Annotated in this window: 27 protein-coding genes and 1 pseudogene; 8 read left to right on the top strand and 20 right to left on the bottom strand. The window is 36.1% G+C overall.

Going from position 1 to position 20395, the window contains the following annotated elements:
- Positions 1-8 precede the first annotated feature (8 nt).
- Positions 9-890, bottom strand: coding sequence for a helix-turn-helix domain-containing protein (locus ABH959_RS10165; RefSeq protein WP_113938363.1), 882 nt, complete (start codon positions 888-890; stop codon positions 9-11).
- Between the two features lie 80 nt (positions 891-970).
- Between ABH959_RS10165 and ABH959_RS10160 the strand changes: the two genes are divergently transcribed.
- Positions 971-1432, top strand: a complete 462-nt coding sequence (locus ABH959_RS10160) for a 2-thiouracil desulfurase family protein (protein ID WP_002139334.1) — start codon at positions 971-973, stop codon at positions 1430-1432.
- Positions 1433-1462: 30 nt separating this feature from the next.
- Here the strand turns inward: ABH959_RS10160 and ABH959_RS10155 are convergent, their stop codons facing one another.
- From ABH959_RS10155 to ABH959_RS10125, 7 genes are all read right to left on the bottom strand, one after another.
- Positions 1463-1816: a YxeA family protein gene (locus ABH959_RS10155; RefSeq protein WP_113938364.1), complete on the bottom strand. Its 354-nt coding sequence runs from the start codon at positions 1814-1816 to the stop codon at positions 1463-1465.
- A gap of 170 nt (positions 1817-1986) precedes the next feature.
- Positions 1987-2166, bottom strand: coding sequence for a hypothetical protein (locus tag ABH959_RS10150; protein WP_113938365.1), 180 nt, complete (start codon positions 2164-2166; stop codon positions 1987-1989).
- Between the two features lie 32 nt (positions 2167-2198).
- Positions 2199-2390 (bottom strand): hypothetical protein, encoded by a 192-nt coding sequence (locus tag ABH959_RS10145; protein ID WP_016093487.1) that lies wholly within the window; start codon positions 2388-2390, stop codon positions 2199-2201.
- 87 nt (positions 2391-2477) lie between these two features.
- Positions 2478-3236 carry a hypothetical protein gene (locus ABH959_RS10140; RefSeq protein ID WP_404492539.1) on the bottom strand — a complete coding sequence of 253 codons (759 nt, stop codon included), beginning with the start codon at positions 3234-3236 and terminating at the stop codon, positions 2478-2480.
- A 268-nt stretch (positions 3237-3504) separates the two neighbouring features.
- The gene (locus ABH959_RS10135) at positions 3505-3858 is read right to left on the bottom strand and encodes a HesB/IscA family protein (protein WP_002034566.1); all 354 of its coding nucleotides are present in this window, start codon (positions 3856-3858) and stop codon (positions 3505-3507) included.
- A gap of 41 nt (positions 3859-3899) precedes the next feature.
- Positions 3900-4766: a diaminopimelate epimerase gene (gene dapF / locus ABH959_RS10130; protein WP_002015893.1), complete on the bottom strand. Its 867-nt coding sequence runs from the start codon at positions 4764-4766 to the stop codon at positions 3900-3902.
- A 328-nt stretch (positions 4767-5094) separates the two neighbouring features.
- The gene (locus ABH959_RS10125; RefSeq protein WP_002015892.1) at positions 5095-5334 is read right to left on the bottom strand and encodes a YuzB family protein; all 240 of its coding nucleotides are present in this window, start codon (positions 5332-5334) and stop codon (positions 5095-5097) included.
- A 428-nt stretch (positions 5335-5762) separates the two neighbouring features.
- Here ABH959_RS10125 and ABH959_RS10120 point away from each other — a divergent pair, with 428 nt between their 5' ends.
- From ABH959_RS10120 to ABH959_RS10110, 3 genes are all read left to right on the top strand, one after another.
- On the top strand, positions 5763-6833 hold the full coding sequence (locus ABH959_RS10120) for an NAD(P)/FAD-dependent oxidoreductase (RefSeq protein WP_002192372.1): 1071 nt from the start codon (positions 5763-5765) through the stop codon (positions 6831-6833).
- 263 nt (positions 6834-7096) lie between these two features.
- The gene (locus ABH959_RS10115) at positions 7097-7756 is read left to right on the top strand and encodes an ABC transporter ATP-binding protein (protein WP_063218121.1); all 660 of its coding nucleotides are present in this window, start codon (positions 7097-7099) and stop codon (positions 7754-7756) included.
- Entirely contained in the window at positions 7740-8534 is a 795-nt protein-coding gene (locus tag ABH959_RS10110; RefSeq protein WP_002191065.1) for an ABC transporter permease, read from the top strand. Before ABH959_RS10115 ends, ABH959_RS10110 begins: the two co-directional genes overlap by 17 nt.
- A 50-nt stretch (positions 8535-8584) precedes the next feature.
- Here the strand turns inward: ABH959_RS10110 and phnA are convergent, their stop codons facing one another.
- On the bottom strand, positions 8585-8926 hold the full coding sequence (phnA, locus tag ABH959_RS10105; RefSeq protein ID WP_002089332.1) for an alkylphosphonate utilization operon protein PhnA: 342 nt from the start codon (positions 8924-8926) through the stop codon (positions 8585-8587).
- A 281-nt stretch (positions 8927-9207) separates the two neighbouring features.
- Complete coding sequence (locus tag ABH959_RS10100) at positions 9208-9981, bottom strand: DUF2628 domain-containing protein (RefSeq protein WP_404492538.1); 774 nt, start codon at positions 9979-9981, stop codon at positions 9208-9210.
- A gap of 487 nt (positions 9982-10468) precedes the next feature.
- Between ABH959_RS10100 and ABH959_RS10095 the strand changes: the two are divergent.
- Positions 10469-10744 (top strand): annotated as a pseudogene (locus ABH959_RS10095) (DUF4304 domain-containing protein); the annotation flags it as partial.
- Positions 10745-10746: 2 nt separating this feature from the next.
- Here ABH959_RS10095 and ABH959_RS10090 read toward each other — a convergent pair.
- The 5 genes from ABH959_RS10090 to ABH959_RS10070 all read right to left on the bottom strand — a co-directional run bounded on the left by ABH959_RS10090 (position 10747) and on the right by ABH959_RS10070 (position 14275).
- Positions 10747-11550, bottom strand: a complete 804-nt coding sequence (locus ABH959_RS10090) for a leucine-rich repeat domain-containing protein (RefSeq protein ID WP_404492537.1) — start codon at positions 11548-11550, stop codon at positions 10747-10749.
- A gap of 11 nt (positions 11551-11561) precedes the next feature.
- A complete protein-coding gene (locus tag ABH959_RS10085; RefSeq protein ID WP_404492536.1) occupies positions 11562-12230 on the bottom strand; it encodes a hypothetical protein in 669 nt (222 codons plus the stop codon).
- A gap of 113 nt (positions 12231-12343) precedes the next feature.
- On the bottom strand, positions 12344-13021 hold the full coding sequence (locus ABH959_RS10080; protein WP_131246961.1) for a CPBP family intramembrane glutamic endopeptidase: 678 nt from the start codon (positions 13019-13021) through the stop codon (positions 12344-12346).
- Between the two features lie 98 nt (positions 13022-13119).
- Positions 13120-13914, bottom strand: a complete 795-nt coding sequence (locus tag ABH959_RS10075; RefSeq protein ID WP_404492535.1) for a nucleotidyltransferase domain-containing protein — start codon at positions 13912-13914, stop codon at positions 13120-13122.
- A gap of 52 nt (positions 13915-13966) precedes the next feature.
- Positions 13967-14275 (bottom strand): YuzD family protein, encoded by a 309-nt coding sequence (locus tag ABH959_RS10070; protein ID WP_404492534.1) that lies wholly within the window; start codon positions 14273-14275, stop codon positions 13967-13969.
- A 206-nt stretch (positions 14276-14481) separates the two neighbouring features.
- On the opposite strand from ABH959_RS10070, the gene ABH959_RS10065 reads away from it, so the two are divergent.
- Together ABH959_RS10065 and ABH959_RS10060 are read left to right on the top strand one after the other, a co-directional pair.
- Positions 14482-14718, top strand: coding sequence for a NifU family protein (locus tag ABH959_RS10065; protein WP_000431159.1), 237 nt, complete (start codon positions 14482-14484; stop codon positions 14716-14718).
- 438 nt (positions 14719-15156) lie between these two features.
- Positions 15157-15372, top strand: a complete 216-nt coding sequence (locus ABH959_RS10060) for a hypothetical protein (RefSeq protein WP_001137788.1) — start codon at positions 15157-15159, stop codon at positions 15370-15372.
- Positions 15373-15431: 59 nt separating this feature from the next.
- Here the strand turns inward: ABH959_RS10060 and yutH are convergent, their stop codons facing one another.
- Entirely contained in the window at positions 15432-16433 is a 1002-nt protein-coding gene (yutH, locus tag ABH959_RS10055) for a spore coat putative kinase YutH (protein WP_404492533.1), read from the bottom strand.
- A 120-nt stretch (positions 16434-16553) separates the two neighbouring features.
- Here yutH and ABH959_RS10050 point away from each other — a divergent pair, with 120 nt between their 5' ends.
- On the top strand, positions 16554-17045 hold the full coding sequence (locus ABH959_RS10050; protein ID WP_078179370.1) for a phosphatidylglycerophosphatase A family protein: 492 nt from the start codon (positions 16554-16556) through the stop codon (positions 17043-17045).
- 174 nt (positions 17046-17219) lie between these two features.
- On the opposite strand, the gene ABH959_RS10045 is transcribed toward ABH959_RS10050, so the two are convergent.
- The 4 genes from ABH959_RS10045 to ABH959_RS10030 form a co-directional block, all read right to left on the bottom strand.
- Positions 17220-17699 (bottom strand): GNAT family N-acetyltransferase, encoded by a 480-nt coding sequence (locus ABH959_RS10045; RefSeq protein ID WP_404492532.1) that lies wholly within the window; start codon positions 17697-17699, stop codon positions 17220-17222.
- Between the two features lie 584 nt (positions 17700-18283).
- Positions 18284-19048 carry a TIGR01457 family HAD-type hydrolase gene (locus ABH959_RS10040; protein WP_219301046.1) on the bottom strand — a complete coding sequence of 255 codons (765 nt, stop codon included), beginning with the start codon at positions 19046-19048 and terminating at the stop codon, positions 18284-18286.
- Positions 19049-19155: 107 nt separating this feature from the next.
- The gene (locus tag ABH959_RS10035; RefSeq protein WP_113938375.1) at positions 19156-19788 is read right to left on the bottom strand and encodes a helix-turn-helix transcriptional regulator; all 633 of its coding nucleotides are present in this window, start codon (positions 19786-19788) and stop codon (positions 19156-19158) included.
- 78 nt (positions 19789-19866) lie between these two features.
- The gene (locus ABH959_RS10030; RefSeq protein WP_078422102.1) at positions 19867-20307 is read right to left on the bottom strand and encodes a DUF86 domain-containing protein; all 441 of its coding nucleotides are present in this window, start codon (positions 20305-20307) and stop codon (positions 19867-19869) included.
- Positions 20308-20395: the final 88 nt, after the last annotated feature.

Here is a 20395-nt window from a genome sequence, read left to right as displayed (position 1 = left end):
GTCATGTATTATACGCATGACTCTTTTTTAAATGGATCGAATAACGGTATTCCCTTACTTCTTCTTAATGCCGCTCCCCACTCTAATCCAATTTCTAAAAATAAATCTCGCATCGTACTATACAATAATGCTCCAACATCTTTACGAATTTCTCCGTACTTATACGCTCTCACAACACTTTTCACCCGCCAAATTAAATTTCCATACGCTTCTTCATCAGCTAATATCCCCTCTAATAAAGCACCTTGTTCTAGTAATCCGCTCTTTTTATAAGCAAGTTCCACCTTACTCCAAAATATATTAATCTTCTTCGGGTTACTCGTCATCGGCACCAGCGCGTATATAAAAGGCTTCGGTATATCGTGACGACAATACGTTTCATCAAGCTCGTACGTTACTTTTCTTTTCTCTTTTATTTGTGGAATGTTTTTAGAAAGAATTGTTTCCCCCTCATTTTTTTGCTCATTTCCACTACAGCCATCTGCACAATCACCACTTTCACATGCGGACATTTTCATACGGTCATCCATGCGGTCAATTGCAGATTTAAGAAATACATATAAGTTTGCACTATATCCCCCGCGCTTATATCTTTCTTTTGTCGCAACACGCTTTATAATTCCAAGCTCCTCTAGCTTCGCAATCGAGCGACGTACCGTCCGAATACTCTTTCCAATATTCGTCGCAATTGTCTCCATTAACGGACAAGCAACACCAACTGTTTCGTTCTTCTCATTAACCGCATATTTTCCTAAAAAATGAATAACTAAAGAATCAGTCTTATTTAGTTGAAACTGATAACATTTAAAAACTTGTTTTTGATATGCATTAAACTCCTCTTTACTTCGAAATTCACTATATGGTTTCATTAAGTTATATAAGCTTCCCATTTTTATCACCTCATTTATAGGTAAGATTCAGGAAGAGAAATTGGCGTGATATTTAATATTTTTTTACTGGAGATGAAAATATGATTGTAATTAGTGCTTGTTTAGGTGGCATTGCTTGTCGTTATGACGGTAACGATAATCTCGTTTCAAAAATAGAAGAGTTATTACAAAGGGAAGACACCATCCTCGTTTGCCCCGAAGTATTGGGCGGTTTACCGACACCTCGTCCTTCGGCTGAAATTATCGGCGGTAATGGTGATGACGTTTTAGATGGAAAAGCAAAAGTGATGACGAAAGAAGGCCAAGATGTCACGGAGGCTTTCGTGCGTGGTGCTTATAAAGCATTAGAACAAATAAAAGATTTAAACCCAGAATATATAATTTTAAAAGAACGCAGTCCTTCTTGTGGTAGTTCCACTATTTACACAGGGGAATTTAACGGCAATAAGCAAACTGGTTACGGGGTAACAACGGCTTTATTTAAAAGACATGGATTTAAAGTCATTTCAGAAGAAGATTTTGAGAACGAAAAAAGGAATTGACCCTGTTCGTCAATTCCTTTTCCATCTGTCTTATTTCACACCTAATTTTTCTTTCACTTTCGCAGGAAGCTCGTCCTTTTTCACTTCTTCCCAAGCAGTTACACCTTTTTTATCTGAGTGGAATACACGCAAGAAAGCTTCTTTACGAAGATTTTTTTGAGCTGTGAATTCTAATTCTTTCTCTTTACCTTCTTTATCAAAACCAGTTAATTTATATTGGTAATCTTTATATGGCGCACCATCATTAGATTTACCATTGTACTCTTTTCCATCAACTGTAATTTGAACGTAATACTCATCTTTACCCATACGGTTTAAATCGCAGCCAACTAAAAGGCTTGCAAATACAACTAAAATACTAAAAAGTGCAATATATCTTTTCAATTCCTTCACCTCATATGTTTTTCTTATATTGTTATCTTACAGCCTAAGCTTTAAAGAAGAAATTCAAAAACATGACATAAACATTACACTTTTGTAAGATAGTAAATTAAAACTTTAATCAGTGTTTTTTACCGACACTCATCTAGCCTAGTCATGACAATCTATTAACGCTAATAACGTCTTCCACGCCAATTTTCCCACTTGTCACGAATCTTATCACGTAATTTCCTTATGCCGCTTATTACACCTTCTATTACGCACTCTATTATGATATCAATTACAAGGTATCTTACAAATCTAATTATCGGTTTAATCACATATCTCCCTACGAATTCAAAAATATCATCGATCTTGCGTCCCCTCCTCTTCGTACAAACAACTGCTACTTCCCACCTTTTTTGCGTAACCTACGTTCTGTTACAATCGCTGCGCCTACTGCAGTAGCTATCAACAAAAATAGTACGGCGATAGCGTCCACAATGAGGCTATTGAATTTGGACGAAACCCCAACAAATACTAACGCTATCGTTAATACCGCTAGCATAATTATCGTTATCTTATCTTCGTTCATCATTGTCCTCTCCGATTACTCACGGTTCTCTCTCCAAGACTTTATAAAGCCACCGACAACTTTACTGCAATTGTTCCCATAATTAATTTATTATCGTTGTAATCCATCTTCTACTACCTGCGTAACAGTTCCATTCGGTTCGAAGATTACCCGTAATGTTCCTTCGCCGCCATACCCTGTATAGCCGTATACTGAATACGATTTATATTTCTCAATCATACGTGGCTGTCCAATCGCAGCTTTCACCTGATTTGCGGGCATACCTTTTTTGATTTTCAAATAGTGATTATAGTCTACTTCCGCCGAATCGTTATTTACATCTTTATACCACGGTACGCGGTCGTTTTTTTCTTCATATTCCTTTACAGGCTCTTCACTGCGTTTCGTAGATACCTGATTCTCTTTATCCGCATCCCTTATAGCAGTACGTTCAATATTCACAACGTAGCCATACGTATTTAATTCAACCATAATTTCATATGTACCATCCGTATCCTTTTCAGTATAAAACACGCGTTTTTCCTTGTTATTATAATGTTTTATGTTCTCACCACCGTAGTCAATCGTATTAAGAATATCCGTATATGTCATGCCTTCCTCAATCTTTTCGGCTTCGTCACGAGAAATATAACGCTTCTGTGATGATGTAGCGTCCTCATATTTAATGCTGTCACCTTTGCTCGTAGTCATATGCGCTTCCTTCTGTTCTTTTAGTACTTCCGCTTCCGATTTCACCTGTTGCTTTGCTCCCGCTTTTGTTAACACGTCAGTATCGTTAGAACAAGCTCCAAATATTGATGCTGTAACCAACGTCATCCCTAATACCAGTACTTTCTTAAATGACTTCATTGTAATTCCTCCGGTAGTTTTTAATTTCTAGTAATCAGCGTATTTTAATTAATATGGAACGAGTCAGTTCTATACAATTCGATATAGCCTGCACCTTCATGCATCCTCTTTAGCCTTCTTCTTGCATATATTCGTTATCTTTGTCATGCTCTTTTTCTTTTTAGCGCAAAAGAAAAGACCTTCCTAACGATTTGGTTTCATCGCTAAGAAGGTCTTTATATGCAACCTACCCATTCAATTTCCACTTAGAATAAAGGGATGAAAAAACTTAGCAATCTTCTGGCTTACCAGCATTCGACGCTGTACGGAAAGATGATCCACATCCACATGATGCGATCGCGTTTGGATTGTCGATTGTGAATCCGCCGCCAAGCATAGATTGCTTATAGTCAACTTTCACTCCCTTTACAATCGGAGCACTTTCTTTATCGATAACAAATTCAACACCGAAAAACTCAAGAACTGTGTCGTCTTCTTTTGGTTCTACTTCAAATCCTAAGCCGTAAGAAAGACCACTACATCCGCCGCCATGTACAGCAAGGCGCACGTACTTCTCTCCATCTTCAGCATCTTTTAACATATCTTTAATTTGAAAAGCTGCTTGTTCTGTTACTTCAATCATGAAATACACCATCCTTTCTGTTCTCATTCTATTATACATCTTTACGCTTCTATCTTGTACTCATACACTCCGCGGCAAATTATTTCCGCAGGTCCTTTCATTAATACATTTCCTTCTTCTGTCCATGCGATCATTAAGTCGCCGCCTGCTAAGTGAACCGTAATTTCTTTACCGTGTTCCATTTTCCCATTTAAAATTGCCGCAACGACAGCTGCGCATGCTCCTGTCCCGCAAGCTTGTGTTACACCAGATCCTCGTTCCCAAACGCGGAAATTCATCTCCTCATCATTCAAAATCTCGATGAATTCAACATTCACTCGCTCTGGGAACATTTCATGCGTCTCAAGAACCGGTCCTAACGTTGTAAGAGGCGCTTTTTCTACATCATCAACAAAAATAACCGCATGTGGATTCCCCATTGAAACAGCTGTAAATGCATAACGGTGATTATTGTATAAGAAGTTTTCACGAATAAATGGTGTTTCTCCTTCACCAAGCATCGGTATCTCTTCACGTGTTAAACGAGGTGCTCCCATGTCGATTTTCGCTAATGTAACTTTGTCATCTTCTACCGTTACTTCTGCCGTAACAATGCCCGCTAACGTTTCAATTGTGAAAACTTTACCTTCTACTAGTTTATGCTCATACGCATATTTCGCTACGCAGCGTAAACCATTTCCACAGCTCTTTCCTTCTGAGCCATCGTTATTAAACATGCGCATTTTTACTGGTGCCACGTCAGAAGGACAAATTAAAATCATTCCATCTGCACCAATACCAGTATTAATATTTGAAACCTTTTCCGCTACAATTGCTAAATCTTCTTCTCTAATTTGTTCCTCAAACATATTTACATATATATAACTATTTCCAAGACCATGCATTTTTGTAAAAGAAAATTGGCTCATTTTTATTCACTCCAAAAATAATTTATTATTTCAAGTATAAAATGCATGCTTTTAGAACACAATATGAATGTCCCCCGTTTCTCATATTTGACAGTGTTTTGGCAATAGGCCGTTCTTACACAAATCGTGTAAGAAAAAAGCCCTTCTAAAAGGGCTTTTTTTTTCGAAATAAACACTCCTAATAAAGTGAAACTTTAATCAGTGTGGGGACGGGCAACAGGGCTTCAACCTAACTTCTTTGCTTCAGCTGAATTTTGAGGTGGGAGTCTTACTGCCCGCAAATAGCGGGATAAATGAAAAAAGAAAAACGTTGCCTGTTTGCAACGCTTTAAAACATTGGATTTTCATCCATATAATCATATACATTATTTACAAGTTCTTCTACTGTTGCACCTTGTACCACTTCACCATTTACAAGTGCAAATGGACCTTCAAAACAGATGCCACAATATCCTAAACAACCATATTCCATTACGTCTAAATTAGGATCTTTTTCTAATTTTTCTAAAGCTGCTTGCGAACCGCTTGCAAGGTTACCTACACAAAATTCGATTAATGGTTTAATCAAAACTCTCTCCCCCCTGTATCTCTAAACAAATTACCATTTACTTTATATGGTATGTGCATACCTAATTTGCGAAACGGATAAGTAACCCTCTCTACTTATTACCATTCCACTTTATTTATAAGAAGAAAACTAAGCTGTTTCTTGTTGTTTTCGTTATATATTCTAAACTATTTAGTTACTTCACTATTTCACTTCATAATAGATGGTCTTCTTTATATAACATACTACTCATAATGAAATAGTAAATAGTAACTAGAAAATGAAAACCACTTACTTTACTTTTCTTCTTATTGTACAACAGAGTATTCATTCATGCATTGTTATTTGTTCACAAATTCGATATAATTTGATTGTGTAAAGTCAAAATATTTTATTAATATAAAATTGTATGATTAGGGGATATTTCAACAGAAAAGGGGTAATCCATCATGAAACACCTCGTACTACTAGGTGGTGGCTACGGTGGAATGAGAATTCTGCAGCGGCTACTTCCAAGCAACCAACTTCCAGATGATGTACAAGTGACATTAATCGACAAAGTACCATATCATTGCTTTAAAACTGAATATTATGCATTAGTTGCGGGTACAATTTCAGAAACGCATATTCGCATACCGTTTCCTGAGCACCCACGTCTCAATATTCAATACGGAACAGTAACAAATATTGACCTCGAAACGAAAGCCATTCATCTCGATGGCGGTGAAACGATTCAATATGATGATTTAATTATCGGGCTTGGCTGTGAAGATAAATATCATAACGTTCCTGGGGCAAAGGAATATACACATAGCCTACAATCAATTGAACAAACACGTAAGACATATGAACAATTAAATAGCTTAGAACCAAATGCAACAGTAGCTGTCGTTGGGGCTGGTTTAAGCGGCGTTGAAGTGGCAAGCGAACTTCGCGAAAGCCGTTCAGATTTAAAAATCTATTTATTTGATCGAAAAGATAGAATTTTATTCCCATATCCAGAGAAATTAAGTAGATACGTAGAAGAATGGTTTGTAAAACATAAAGTTACCATTATACGAAACTCTAACATTACAAAAGTGGAACCAAACATTGTATACAACCATGATGAACCACTTGAATGTGATGCAATCGTCTGGACAGCTGGTATTCAAGCAAATGAAGTTGTTCGAAACCTTCCAGTAGAACAAGATGGTAGCGGACGGGTTGTTTTAACTAAATATCACAATATTCCAAATAATGAGCACGTTTATGTCGTAGGAGATTGTGCAGCACTTCCACACGCACCATCTGCTCAACTTGCTGAAGGTCAAGGAGAACAAATTGTCCAAATATTATTAAAACGTTGGAATAATGAACCCCTTCCTGATGAACTGCCTGTTATTAAATTAAAAGGTGTTCTCGGTTCTCTCGGCAAAAAACACGGATTTGGTTTACTAGCAAACCAACCATTAATGGGACGTGTACCGAGATTATTAAAATCCGGTCTTCTTTGGATGTACAAATATCATAACGGTTAATACTTTAAAGGCTGCCTACATAGTAGACAGCCTTTTTCTATTCATTTTTTGTAACTACTCAGTCACTCTATGAAAAACCGACAAAAAAGCATTTTTTTAAATGGTCGAGAGGGACTGGCTATGTATAGGATCGGTCAGTGACTTTTCCTGCCACGCGCAAAGTTTTAAAACAAAGAAAAAAGATGTTCCTTCTAAAGAGACTTTATTTTTCTATTTTTCTCTCTTTTTGATACGATATAACTAGAATCAGAAAGGAGCAATTTATGTTTATATTAAAAGACATCACATATAAAGATATTCTACACATTCCTTATTTACAGATTCAAAAAGAAAAAACAACTTGTATTATCGGTGAAAGTGGTAGTGGTAAAAGCACATTACTTCGCATGTTAAACGATTTACAATCACCCACATCTGGCACAATTGAGTATAACGGAAAATCTATTTTAGATTATCCTCCCATTCAATTACGCCGTGAAGTTGTCATGCTCGGACAAACTTCGCCTATTTTTGATGGAACAATTAAAGATAATTTATTAATGGGACTTCGATTTTCTGAAAAGCCATTTCCAAATGACGATGCCCTGCAAGGCGCATTAACGACTGTTAGCCTAGATAAAAAATTAGAAGATAACGCCTCTTCTTTATCAGGTGGCGAAAAACAAAGACTTGCTTTCGCTCGTATTATACTAATGGATCCGCCCGTCTATTTATTAGATGAACCAACTTCGGCACTAGATGGTGACACAGAACGCCGCGTTATGAAACAATTCACTCTACTGGCAAGAGAAAAGAAAAAAACAGTTATCTTCATCACGCACTCGCAACAACTTCCAGAAGAAATCGCAGACGATATTATTGAAATTAGTAAAACAAACGGTGCAACTAGAAAGGAAGTGCTATCAATTGAAGGGCGTTATTGAACTACAAATTTGGCAACTTGCAGCTGCATATATTTTCATCCTTATTTTAATCGGGCTTGTGAAATTAAAAGGAATACCGCGTGAGAAACAAATTACAATTGCTACATTACGTATGACAATTCAGCTCGTACTAGTCGCATATGTTCTTACATACATATTTGAAAATAGTAATCCGTTTTATACAATAGCTCTCATTACTTCTATTACTACATTTGCGATTTTCAACATTTATAAACGAATAAACCTTCCTATGTCAAAAGAATTAAAACGAGTAGCCGCCCTCTCCATGATCGCTGGATCAATTGGCCCTCTTCTACTATTTATCTTTGTCATTATCGGACACGATCCTTGGTATGCTCCGCAGTATATCGTTCCTATTGCCGGCATGCTAATCGGTAACGCTATGACAGGTATTTGCCTCGGGGCAAACACCTTTTTAAACAGTATGAAATCACAAAGAGACCATATTGAAGGTGCACTTATGCTTGGCGCAACTCCAAAACAAGCAGCTGCTCCGCTCATACGGGACGCTTTCGATTCTGCTATTTTACCAACAATTAATTCCATGGTCGGAATGGGAATTATAAGTCTTCCAGGCATGATGACAGGACAAATTTTATCCGGTGTATCACCATTTACAGCTATCCAATATCAAATTGCGATTATACTTGGCATTTCTGGAAGTACAGCTTTCTCTGTTATTATCTTCTTACAGCTTGGGTATAAAACGTTCTTTAATAAGCGGTGCCAGTTGAAAGAAGTTGAAGTACAATCATAAAAAAGACGCTCTGCAAGTTACTTACAGAGCGTCTTTTTTCTTTGCTAATCTTACGCTTTCTTAACGAACTGTGATTTTAACTTCATAGCTCCGAAACCATCGATTTTACAATCAATATCGTGATCTCCCTCAACTAGACGGATACTCTTTACTTTCGTACCAATCTTTACAACTGAAGAAGTTCCTTTTACTTTTAAATCTTTAATTACAGTAACAGCATCGCCATCTTGAAGAACGTTTCCGTTCGCATCTTTTACAACTTTTGCACCATCATTACTTTCAGCTTCCGCTTCTTGACCCCACTCATGGGCACATTCTGGACATACGAAAAGAGCGCCATCCTCATACGTATATTCTGAATTACATTTTGGACAATTTGGTAAAGTAGCCATAAATTCATTTCCTCCGTTCATTATTTATACGTAAAAATCAAAATTGATGTTTACATCTCGATAAATAAAATTTGTACAGCATTTCTTTATAGTGCCATAGTCTTACGTTATTGACAAGCCTACCTGGAATTCTCATTTTTTATTGTATTTTACAAAATTTCAATTCGTATGGCGTTTGTTTACTAATAGTTTTCTCTTCTTGTTACATATCCTTTCTCATAAATAAAAAGAAGAATCTTCATTAGACTCTTCTTTTTGCGATACATCATTATCTATTTATATTAATACCAGGCATTTTCTTCAATATAAAATTGATACTCTTCTGCTTCTTCTTCATTTAACTTTTTATCGTTTAAATAAATTTCTTTCCATTCAAATCTCTGTTTATCTAAATACACAGCGAACTTAACCTTTACATCCCTTTTTTTCTCATAATCATAACCAGTAAATTCTACTATATCAAAACGTCCTTCTTTTTTTACATACGTCCATTTTGGATCATCAGTAAAAACTTCCAATGTAATCCCTTCATCACTTAAACGAATTACATCTTTTATATTCGGTTCCGTCGGTAAATACGATAACCCGTAACCAGCTGCACCAAATACTACAAATAATAACGCATTTAATCCAAGCATACTCCCAACATGAGTGCCACCCTTTGTTTGGAAGTAATAATTGTGTTGTGCATCAGATAACTCTTTTGCCTCATGTAAAACGCGAACTGTATGCTTGTAATATAAACGATTCCCTTGCCATCCAGTAAATAGCATAGTTCCGAAATAAACAATAAAATCGATCCACATCGGGATATCTATAAAAACAGAGGTAATTAAAGTAGGAACTCCTACTAATGCAATAATAATAAATAATTTATACATTTTGCGATAAGCTAACCAGAATAATGGGAAGAAAAAGGCTATCCAGTTCCAACTATTTCCCTTCTCGGGATCTTTTGCTTTCCCCCACTTAAAGTCGTAATATGCAGTATTATTTCTCACAACTTTATGTAACTCTTTAGGAGCTATCGCTTCCTGTAAAACAGTGTCCTTCACGTACATCATCCTTCTCTTATTTCTATATAACTTTATTGTATATCTATAAAAAGAAGGAATCTAACAAAAAATAGTTATATTTCATAAAAATGAACAAAAATCGAATACATTCCGACAATTATCCATTCTATATTCCATTTTACTATTAAATATATTAGAATACTCATATATAAGACATTTAATACACTATGTTAAACATCTTGTATATTCACAAAAAAGGATGTATCAAAATCATTTTGACACACCCTTCTCCTATTAAACTACTATTGTAATATGACCTAGCCTAAAATCTCGACTTAAGAGACTTCACAAATTAGCTTTCTACTATTTCAAACATATTTCCACTTACACAACTAATGAATAATCTATCATTAACTTCCTCAATTGATACAATAAAATCCACTTCAACTACATTTTTAGGCAGTTTAATTATACCTTTCGTTTCGCCAGATTTTGAAGTGAGAGTCTTACTGCCCGTTAATGCGGGATAAACATCAAAAAGAATAGTCTATTGCATAATGTTTCACATGAAACTATCCATTCCATGACTCCTGTACTAGCTGTCGTTCCAATATTACAAGAAAAAGCATTTTTACTTCTTACCTGTTTCTCTTTCTACAACTTAAAACAGTACGAACAAGCTAATCTTTACTTACAGCAATACTTGCATTGTGCTGTGTATCTTAATACCAAGGAGAAAGAGCTAGTACTCTTTCATGAAGTTGATATGTATATGAAAAAACTAGTAGAAAGTGCAATGTAACTTCACATTGTGCTTTCTACTAGTGCTTTATATTCCTCTTGTAACTTTTTAAATTGTTCTTCATACTTTTGCATCTTTACCGTATCAGTTTTCGAATTAAGGAATGGCCTTCTTCTCCCAATCACCATTATATTTTTCCCTTCTATTGCATCGTTTATATATACATAAGGTTTAAAAAACTCACATTCCGTATATGGCAATGCTACAGATAGTTTCGCATACTCTTCCACCTTAAATTGATTAGATAAGCTTAACTCCCGCAAATTTTTTAATCGTGTTAAAGGTTCTAACGAATCATCTTTAACCTTTAAGTTCATAAGGGTAAGCTTTTTCAAATGTTGTAATGCAGCGAGTGGTTTTAAAGTTTGTACTTTCATCGTTGTATTTATCCCACCACCCATATAAAAGGTATTGAGTTGTGGACACTTACTTAAAGCACTTAAATCTTCTAGCTTAGAAAAATCATCAATTAGTAAGGATTTGAGTTTTTTATTATACGCGATATCCCATAACGTCTTTGCTTTTGTATTCCAGCACATATATAACTGTTGTAAATTAGATAATTTCTGAAGGCTACTTAAATCCTCTATCCTCATTTCGTAAACGTATAATATATTGGGACGAGCATACGTAAGAATATGCTCAAACTGCTTTTGATTTACTGCGAAAATCCATAACTTCTTAATTTGTAAAGATGCTAATCGTTCTATATTTTTTGTTTTCCCCTCAATCGCTAATTCTTCTAAACTAGCAGTAACATTTTCCAAGTCCTTTATAATCCTCGGTTGCTCACCAATTGGAAACATTTTATCCCCTCCTACAACGCCCAAGTAATATTCATTTCTTCAAATGACTCCTTACTTACTTCCAACCCTTCGCCATCATCCGTTCCAATCATCGCTACTTCTTCTTTAGACAACATAATTTTCTCGTTTGGATTTTTGATTTTTTTCTCATACACTAATTGTAAAAGATCGATTTGTTCCTCTGTCAGTTCATACTCTTCTTCCAATCTTTCAATTGCTGATTCCGTATCAAGTAATGGGATTTCTAATAAGAATCCACCGTGTTCTTCCATCTCTTCAAATGAATCTATTGAATATGCACCGTGATCATCAATCCAAAATGCTGTTGTAATGAAAGGAACTGTTTCGCCTTCTACTTCTTCTAATACGTATTGGAGTGCTTCCTCTTTAGCAATGTCTACTACTTCCGAAGGCGCCCCTTCAAAATAATTTGCCGCATCAATCCACTCGTCAATTCGATCACTATTCACATCTTGAAGACATACGATTGTGTACTTCGGATGAAAGGTAATTGTACCTCTTCCGCCTTGACTATCTTGCATACTATAGTTGAATCTATCCCACGAACTTTCATGTGAAAAATCAGGGGCGTGTGCTACAAAAATTGCATCTGCAATCGACTTTAAGATGCAACCTCTCCATAATTGTTCTTTGTCTATATGTAATTTATATTTACTCATCGTCTTCCCCCATACACATATTTTTTCTATTATCTTTCCTCTACATAATACTTGTAAAGCCTTTTCTACCTACTGCAAAATAGGAAAGACGCCCTTTTCAAAAAGGCGTCTTTTTACATTTGAAAATTTACTAATATAAAAAATGAATTATTTAATAAATGAATTCCCCATGGAACGAGTAAATTATTTGTTTTCTTATATGTGTAGGCTAAACATACACCTATACCAAAAATATATAACATACTACCTAAAGTAAGGGGATGACCTAAAGTAAATATAAAAGCACTTATAACAATACTAGTAAGTGTAGAGAAGCGCTGAGATAATTTCGTGAAAAATATCCCCCGAAATAAAAGTTCTTCCCAAATCGGTGCAAAAATGGTGAGTACAACTACGTATAAAATGATTTCACTTATAGTAGGCTCTATTACTATATTTGACTCATCCACACTAAGCCCATGTGGTAAAACTAAATTTAATACCGCGAGATATATAAGCAGTATGATCATCGTCATTACTATTGTTACATAATGTTTAAAATTATTGAACTGTAGTGATTTTACTAGCTGTGAACAATACTTTCTTGCTGGTGCATACATTACAATAATCGTACAAAACGTAAAGGGTGGAATAAGATGGTCTACATACCATGGATATAATGAGGAGTCATATAAAAAGTTCAAAAAACCCATTCCATGCATTACCCCAAAAGTAATTATTATAATGCTAATTACTTCGAGCATACTCATTTGTATATTCTTTTCTTCATATGTAGCTAATTCTGTGTTCATCCTATCTCCTCCAGTATAATTAAACCTTTTAAACCATTATATACCAATTTTAACACAAAAACAGACGATACAATTTACTGTATCGTCTGTTTTTTCCCCTACCATTTCTCTCCACATGTTTCAATTAAATGCAGCAAATACCTCTTCGTCATATCAGCCCTCCTCCAAATAGAGAGCTTGCGCTTTCCTTCTGGATTCTGCCGCATTCGCTCTACTTCCCTTAATAAAGGCTCCCACTTATGAGAGTAAAGTTCCAACATGTATTGTAATCCTCTATCTTTTGAAACGATTGTTTTATGATCTAACGTATATAAAATACGTCCCATCGTAACGACAGCTGATTCTACCCATTCTTCTATGAAAAATAAATAAGGACGCTTCGCTTTTTCAAGCCAGTAATGTTCTACGTTGTATTTCATTGTATTTACTACATCGTCCCACTTTATTTGAAAGGAAAGGTCTTCTACTTCTTTCCCGCTAACTGTAATACCTTGATTTTTCAATGTCCACCATGTGACCGCGTTAATATCCCAATCACCAATATCAGCCTTACCATCTGCACAATACACGTACTCATTCATTTCATCATTGTATTTCCCTAAATCAGCAAGCGGAATATACATACCATCCATTCTTTTACCTAACGTACTCTCACTAATTTTTTTATGCAGTTCTATAATTTGTTGTTTTTCAGCTCCATTCACGGAATCACTTATTACCGTAACAAAATCAACATCGCTCGTTTCTATATGAAATGCTCCTAACGCGATTGATCCGTAAATGTATACCCCGACTATTTTTTCATCCGAAAAAATTCCTTTTAATTCTACTATGTACTGCTCCATTAATTGCTTTACTTCTTCTGGTAAAGCATGTTTTATTCCATTCTCCACATCTATCCCTCCAATAAAAAAAGCCTTCGCAAATTCGCAAAGGCTTCCTGCTTTATAAATATTTCTCGATTTCTTCGTAAACATCCTTCAAACGAGGATTTCCTTCTCCAACAATTTCTCCATTTACAAGAACGACCGGATAAAATAGATCTTCTTCCACTACGCGCTCTGCGAATACTTTTTTATCTTCATCTTCTTGTTCTTCTTGAAAATCAATATACTCAAACTTAAATTTTTTTTCTTGTCCTTCATATTTACGACCAATCGCCGCTTGTAACCACTCAAACGTTTCTGTTGAAGATGGCATTCCGACGCAGCTCGCACAAATTACTTTCGTCCCATACACTTGCACATTAACCATTTCTTCTCCCCCACTTCTTGCCCTAACAGTATATTCAGATGTCTTAGTACATAAGCACATCATTTTACAAACTTATTCCATACCCCTATACTGAAAAAACACGTTGTACACACGATATAATATTTTGACAATAAAACAAGAAGAGAAAAAATAGATTTTCCCCTCTATCTTGATTATAATAAAACTGATGAAAGGAGTCGATAAAAATGGAAAACCCACATATGCAAGAACAAGTACTAGAGGTATTAGATAAATTACGTCCATTCTTACTTCGCGATGGCGGAGACGTTGAATTAGTAGACATTGAAGAAGGTATCGTAAAATTACGCCTTATGGGTGCATGCGGAAGCTGCCCAAGTTCTACAATCACACTAAAAGCTGGTATCGAACGTGCACTACTTGAAGAAGTACCAGGCGTTATTGAAGTAGAACAAGTATTTTAATTTAAAAGCGGCGGTGGCTCTTTCAGCTCTGACTGGCTAAGATTCTTTCGCATAGAAGGCGCTTTTTGCCTTCTTATGCGGAAGGTTCTTAGACACGAAGAGCTAGCCACCAGAGCTAGATAATATCTAAAAGCAGAAGCGGCTCGTTCAGAACAGAAGGTCATTGGAGCTCCTGACGAAGAGGCGCTTTTTGCCTCACAGGAAGGCGCGAAATGGCCGACTGTTCTAGCCGCTGGAGCTAGACATTATCTAAAAGCGGAAGCGGCTCGTTCAGAAACGCTTCCTAGAAAGAGACCCAAATGGGTCTCTTTTTTTATTCAAATAACACTTCCCCTTTAACATCATAAAACAAAATTGGAAATCCTTCTCAAAAAGTGCGATAATTAATACTATAGAATCGTTCACACATATACAGAAAAAAACATAGGGGGACGACACATGCCAAGAATGGGGAACACTTTCTTAACAATTCAAGAACTAGAAAAGAAAAAAGAGTATTTATTAGACCTTTCATCCGTTATACCAACATGGAATGCAAGTTATCAATTTTTATTTAAAGAAATCCAGCAAGAATTATTGAGTAAAGTAAATGAAAAAATCGAAAGACATCAATTCATTTTAAATATATGTGCAGATCAACAGGTAGGGGCATAATGTATTACATACAATTGTGATATATAAAAAAGAGACCTCACCCGGTCTCTTTTTTCATTTTAAGATAGCCAATCTAATTTCCTAATGCCTAACTTATCAACAGGTAAACGAAATGACTCGTAAAAATGATTCATAAATTGCTCAGTGCGCTTCACATCATGTAAAATGATTTCTAAACGGGCTCTATATATGCCTTTTTGTTCTTCGTTTCCTGTTTGATAATATTGTTCAATTGTTTCAAAGTAGTGAAGCGGGAACAGAAGCCTTGCGAATAATAAGCGCCAACCAAATGAAGAGAGCGAATAATTACGTTCATAATCTGTAATGAATTGAACTACCGTTTGCTCCCAATCTTTCTTTTTTTCTATCATCATATAGCGAATACATTCTGCTATATCTCTACTTGGGTGATCATATACCCAATCAAAAGGAAGTTTTAAACGCTTCGTTTGCTGCCATAATAAAGGTGTAAATCGTTCTTGGCAAATTGTTGCTGCGTCAGTTATTTGTGGTGTATCGTCCATTTCTGTATCGACAACATATTGAATTGCATTTTCTGCAACTCCTAAGTAATACGGGAAGGATTCAATAAACAATTGATCGAATACGTCTGAAGGATGGTTCATCACTTGCGATTGCCAAAACCTTTCTAATTGGTCGAGCCTTTTTTCCCATAATGCTTTCCATTCACCAATGCGGCTTAATTGCTCAACTTCTTCTGGAAAGAATGCGCCACGTTTATGGAATATAGAAAGCTCACTTCCTAATGATGTAGCATGTCGCTCTAACATACGCATACCTTTTAATAAGCAGTAATTTTTTTCTTCTATCTCACTTACATAGTAGCCGTGTATAGTCGGAACGAAAGTCGAAACAGTTATATCCCCTTGCTGGTTCATATAATCACTGAGCTTTTTCATCTCTACAAGTACTTCTTCCTCCATTTCTCCAATTGGAACAAGTACATAAATTTTGTTGCGAATCCAAAAGCTTTTATAGGGGCCAAGGGGGATTAATTCTTTAATATGCATGTGATAATGCTCATAAATATGCTGAATCATCGCAGTCGCCACCTATGGTTTTTCTTTATATATATGAGCTTGTGCTCGCCTTTCATTCCTATGCACATGATAAAGCAACGAAACGTATACAAATACTAAAAAGAAAAAAAGGTGATAAACATGAAAGACTCAAATCAACTACAAGAAAGAGCATTACAACTATTACAAGAGCGCGGTGTAACAATTGACGATATTGCTGATCTTGTTCATTTTCTTCAAAAGAAATACCATGCAAATTTAGAGATGTCAGAATGTCGCTATAACGTTGAGCGTGTACTATCAAAACGAGAAGTACAAAACGCTCTTATTACAGGCATTGAACTTGATGTCCTCGCTGAAAAAGGACTATTAAGTCAACCGTTACAAGATATCGTAAAACGCGATGAAGGACTATATGGAATCGATGAAGTCATCGCACTTTCAATCGTTAACGTGTACGGCTCTATCGGTTTCACGAACTTTGGATATATCGATAAATTAAAGCCAGGTATTTTAGAATACTTAAATGATAAATCAACTGGAAAAGTTCACACATTCCTTGATGATATTGTTGGCGGAATCGCTGCCGCTGCTTCAAGTCGTTTAGCGCACCGTGCTGAGCATTCGGAATAAAGTGAAACTTTAATCAGTGGGGATTTTGTCCATTCCCCACTGATTATTAGTTGAACCAATCGGGCTTTTACGGGCAGTTATCTCCCGCCTAACTGACTCGCATCCGCCGAATTTTGAGGTGGGAGGGAGTCTTACTGCCCGTTAATGCGGGATAACGTATCTAGGCCGTCAGTTTCATACTGACGGCCTTTCATATTCCATAAGCATGAACTCTCTTCCACGGCTCAAAAAAAGAGGTCCTACTTGAAATCCAATGTTTTTATACAGCCTAATCGCTCTCTTATTGAATGTCGCTACACTCAGTCGAAACATTTTCGAATTCAATTCCTCAGTAGCAAATGCTATTCCCGCTTGAAAAAATATTTCCCCCATCCCTTTCCCTGTTAACTCCGGCTTCATTCCAAGCCCAATATCTACTACATCTTCTCCCCTATATAAATTAGCATTTCTTCCCCCTGGCACTTGTGCATTTTCTCCAAAACAAAAATAGCCGATGAATTCTCCATTCTCTCCGCAACAACCGTAATACGTCCCATCTAGCAACTCTTCTATTACTTCAGCATCTCCTGAAAAGCTATATAACGTATAGGGATTTTCATACTTCCACGTATTTATTTCTTTCGCTTCTTCTTCTGTTAACTTATGTATATCCATTCATCTCGCTCCTTATCAAATACTCTACTAATCTATATGTATTACTCATTCATTTTCCAAACTTGATTCTCCTCTAATCGTAATATGCATAGTTACATACGCACACCCCTTTAAAAAATGCTACAATTTATTCGAATCGCTGTTGCTACACTTCTTGATTAAAGAAAAGACGTTAAAACGGAAATTAGCGTCTTATCAAACTCAAGCAATTGACACATTTTGTCATCATGAAAGACACTCGAAAGAGTGTCTTTTTTTCTATACCTGAGCAGGACCTGCTCATTTACAAAATTAATGCATAAATTAATATAACTCTTAAACGCATTATTCCCTTTCTATACGTTGCAGCGTTCGTTGCGACAGATTCGGATAATAAAAAGCACTCCAGCCAGAGTGCTTTTTACTTTCAAACAAGGAGGTTACATATATGGATAGTACTCTTGTATTTAACTTTGGCATTGGTATTGTTATCATTTTATTCGTCTTCTTTGTACTTTGTATGAGCGGGATATAGAACGGCTATTTTTAGCGTCTTTATTTTAGAAATAAAAAACAGGCAACCTCTTCCGGTTACCTGCCTTTCATTACATCTTCTCAATCCACTCCGTCAAGTTGTGCACAACTTGCGTCGGTTGTACTTCATATTCTGTTAACTTGTCCACAGTTGTTACTCCAGTGTGGACAAGAAGGGTATGCATACTAGCATTTATCCCCGCTAAAATATCTGTATCGTAGTTATCCCCAACCATTAAAGCTTCTTCTTTTCCTATGCCAAGCACTTTTAACGCTTGTTCCATAATGATTGATTCTGGTTTACCAATAAAGATTGGGTCCACACCTGTTGATACTGCAACAACTGATGTTAATGAACCGTTACCTGGTAATAATCCGCGCTCAGTTGGAATTGCGATATCCCCATTTGTTGAAATAAACGTTGCACCGTTACGCACAGCAAGACATGCTTTTGCTAATTTTTCATATGTGATATCACGATCTAAACCAACAACAACGAAATCAGGATTTTCATCCACAAGTTCAAAGCCTTTTTCCACAAGTGCAGCGTGTAAGCCCTCTTCACCAATCATATATACAGTTGCATCTTGTTTGCGCTCATAAATAAAGCTCGCTGTAGCCATACTCGTTGTGAATACTTGCTCCGCTTTCGCTGGAATATCGAAACGAACAAGCTTTTCTGCAACTTGTTCTGGTTTACGAGTTGAGTTATTTGTAACGAATAAATATGGAATACCGCGTTCTCCTAATGCTTTTACGAAATCGCTTGCTTCTTCAATTTGTTCTTCACCACGATACATTGTACCGTCTAAGTCAATTAAATAACCTTTATACATCTATTTGTCTCTCCTTCTATGCTAACGTTCTCATCTATCATACCACTCTTATATTAACCCCTTTTTCAAAAGAAAAAAACGCTTTACCTTAAAGCGTCCCATAACGTTCATTTTTTCTCTTTTATTTGGTACGAACAATTACAATCGCCCACGCACATGTTTGCTAACGTCTTCACATTTGCATCTGCAAATAACCGCTTATACATCTCTTTTTCATCTTCACACACTTGCGGGAACCTCTCTGCAATTTCCTTTAACGGACAGTTTTGCTTTTCAAATATGAAAGAATGCTCCCCATCTCGCTTTATTTGAACCATATAACCGTTTCTCTCTTGCATAGCAGCTACTTCTTGAACTTTATACGCTAAATTGCTTTGATTACTTATCCTCTTTTGCAACTGTTCTTCCATTCGTTTCGTTCTCGCTTGCAAGACGTGACGCAGCATTTTTTCATCGCCCATTCGAGCCAAATCTTCTAGCATATCAATAGCAAATTGCTTATATTCTTTCGGGAATGTATCTTCTCCCTTTTGACTTAATCCATACAAATATGTTGGTCGTCCGACATGCTGTCTTACCATCTTTGAATAGATTAGCTCATCATTTTCTAGTTTACTTAAATGTCGACGAATCGCCATCTCAGTAATCTCTAAAGCTTCGGCTAATTCTGCTACAGTATGCTCTCCTTTTATCTTCAGTAATTGTACAATCTCTTCTCTCGTAGTACGTGCTTCCCCCATAGCTCACCCTTCTCCCTTTTCTTTCTCCTATACAATATAAGATCCCCAAAGGAATTCCCGGGGATCTTATAAGCACAATTATTCTGGTACAAATGCAGATACAGGTCCTAATTCCTTTTCTAAATAACTGTGAATATTCGCTGGGTATTTCTCTACCACGGCGATATGTTTTTGAATCGTCTTATATAATTCATCATGATTCATTTGAATATAATCTTGCGTAAGCATTTTTCGAAGAAGAATAATTTCTTTAATATGCGCTCCCTCTTCTCCACTTATAACTCTCTCGTCCATTAAAATATCAATAATATCTTCGTAACTTCCTGGATCGCGCATAATAAATCCATCAATCATCGCATTCCCTACATCTAATATACAATCGATAATAAGATGGGCTATGCGCTCTAATGCGTAAAATTCAAACTCTGTTTCATATGTCTTTTTCTCTTGAAATGTATTTGTTGCTCGTTCTAAACATACTAGCATTTGTTCTATTTTTTTTCTGTCTACGAAGTACATGAATGTCACCTACCTGGAAATTAAAGCATTTACATTTTAATTGTAACGCTTTCTTCTGAAAAAATCGACAATTTTTCGAATTCACCTT

Origin of the sequence: Bacillus sp. RC51 (genome assembly GCF_044908115.1) — a bacterium.
GTDB lineage: Bacteria > Bacillota > Bacilli > Bacillales > Bacillaceae_G > Bacillus_A > Bacillus_A mycoides.
This window is presented reverse-complemented; position numbering and strand designations above follow the sequence as displayed.